We start from the raw sequence: 980 nt of genomic DNA on the forward strand, positions 1-980 counted from the left end.
CTCTAACCTTAATGTAATGTAAAATTAATATAGTTGCAATTATTGTTTTAAAGGGCTTATCGTTTCTATAAGATGGTGAGATTTTTTTATGTACAAAAAAAGACACCAAAAGGTGCCTTCCGCCGACTTAAATTATTTTAATATTATCGATCTAAGTTTAAAAGCTATAAGGATTTTTTCTGTGGGATTTGTAAGTAGTTTTTACGAAATTATGAGTGTTTTTTATTTTGTATTTCAATAAGTTGATCTGGTAGCGTTTTTGTATAATATTCTTTTTCTGTTAGTTCAAATATAAACAATGCTTTTTTCCAGTTATAAATAACATCTTCTACATTATGTTGTTTAATTTTTAATAAATACTGACCTTTTAAATAGAATAGTTCACCTAATAGGTATAAAGTATTTAGATTAATTGCTAATTTGATGCCCTTATCAAGGTATTTTATTGCCTCTTCATGTTGATATGTGAAGTCTAAACATTTTGCTAAATTTAACATGATTTTTAATTTAATTTCTTTATCTCTAGGAAAATCTAACTTATTAAAATTAGTTAAACATCTTTTTAATATATTAATACTTTTTTCATATTCTTTATTTTCCGCATAAAATATAGCCATTGATTGCATAATATCTATTTCTCTTTCTGATAAAAAATCAGAATTAGTTAAAGTCAGTTTTAATGCATTATTTAAAAAATCTAAAGCAGTTTTTATTGATTTATCCACCATAAATATAGCAATTGCTTCATGCCATATTAAAAATTGTTTATCTTCTTTTGTTTGAAAATTATTTAAGTTTTTCTCTTTTTTTACTATTTCATAAAGTTCTTTATATTGTTTTTGCTTTAAGCAATCTTTTATTACGTATTTTACATTTTCTATATATTTTAATTTCTTGTTTTGAGTTAGTGCAAATATATTATTTGGATCAACACCAAGTCTTTCAGATAATTGATATAATAATATGCTAGATGGATAAAT

The 980-nt window shown here is 23.1% G+C and carries 1 protein-coding gene; it reads right to left on the reverse strand.

All coding sequences use genetic code 11. The features are described 5' to 3' along the window. Positions 1 to 209 precede the first annotated feature (209 nt). Positions 210 to 980, reverse strand: a 771-nt coding sequence (locus ACTJJY_RS31880; protein WP_440607444.1) for a hypothetical protein, incomplete at its 5' end; no start/stop codon positions are given.

It is taken from the genome of Bacillus sp. 22475 (assembly GCF_052044835.1).
GTDB classification, from domain to species: Bacteria; Bacillota; Bacilli; order Bacillales; family Bacillaceae_G; genus Bacillus_A; species Bacillus_A cereus.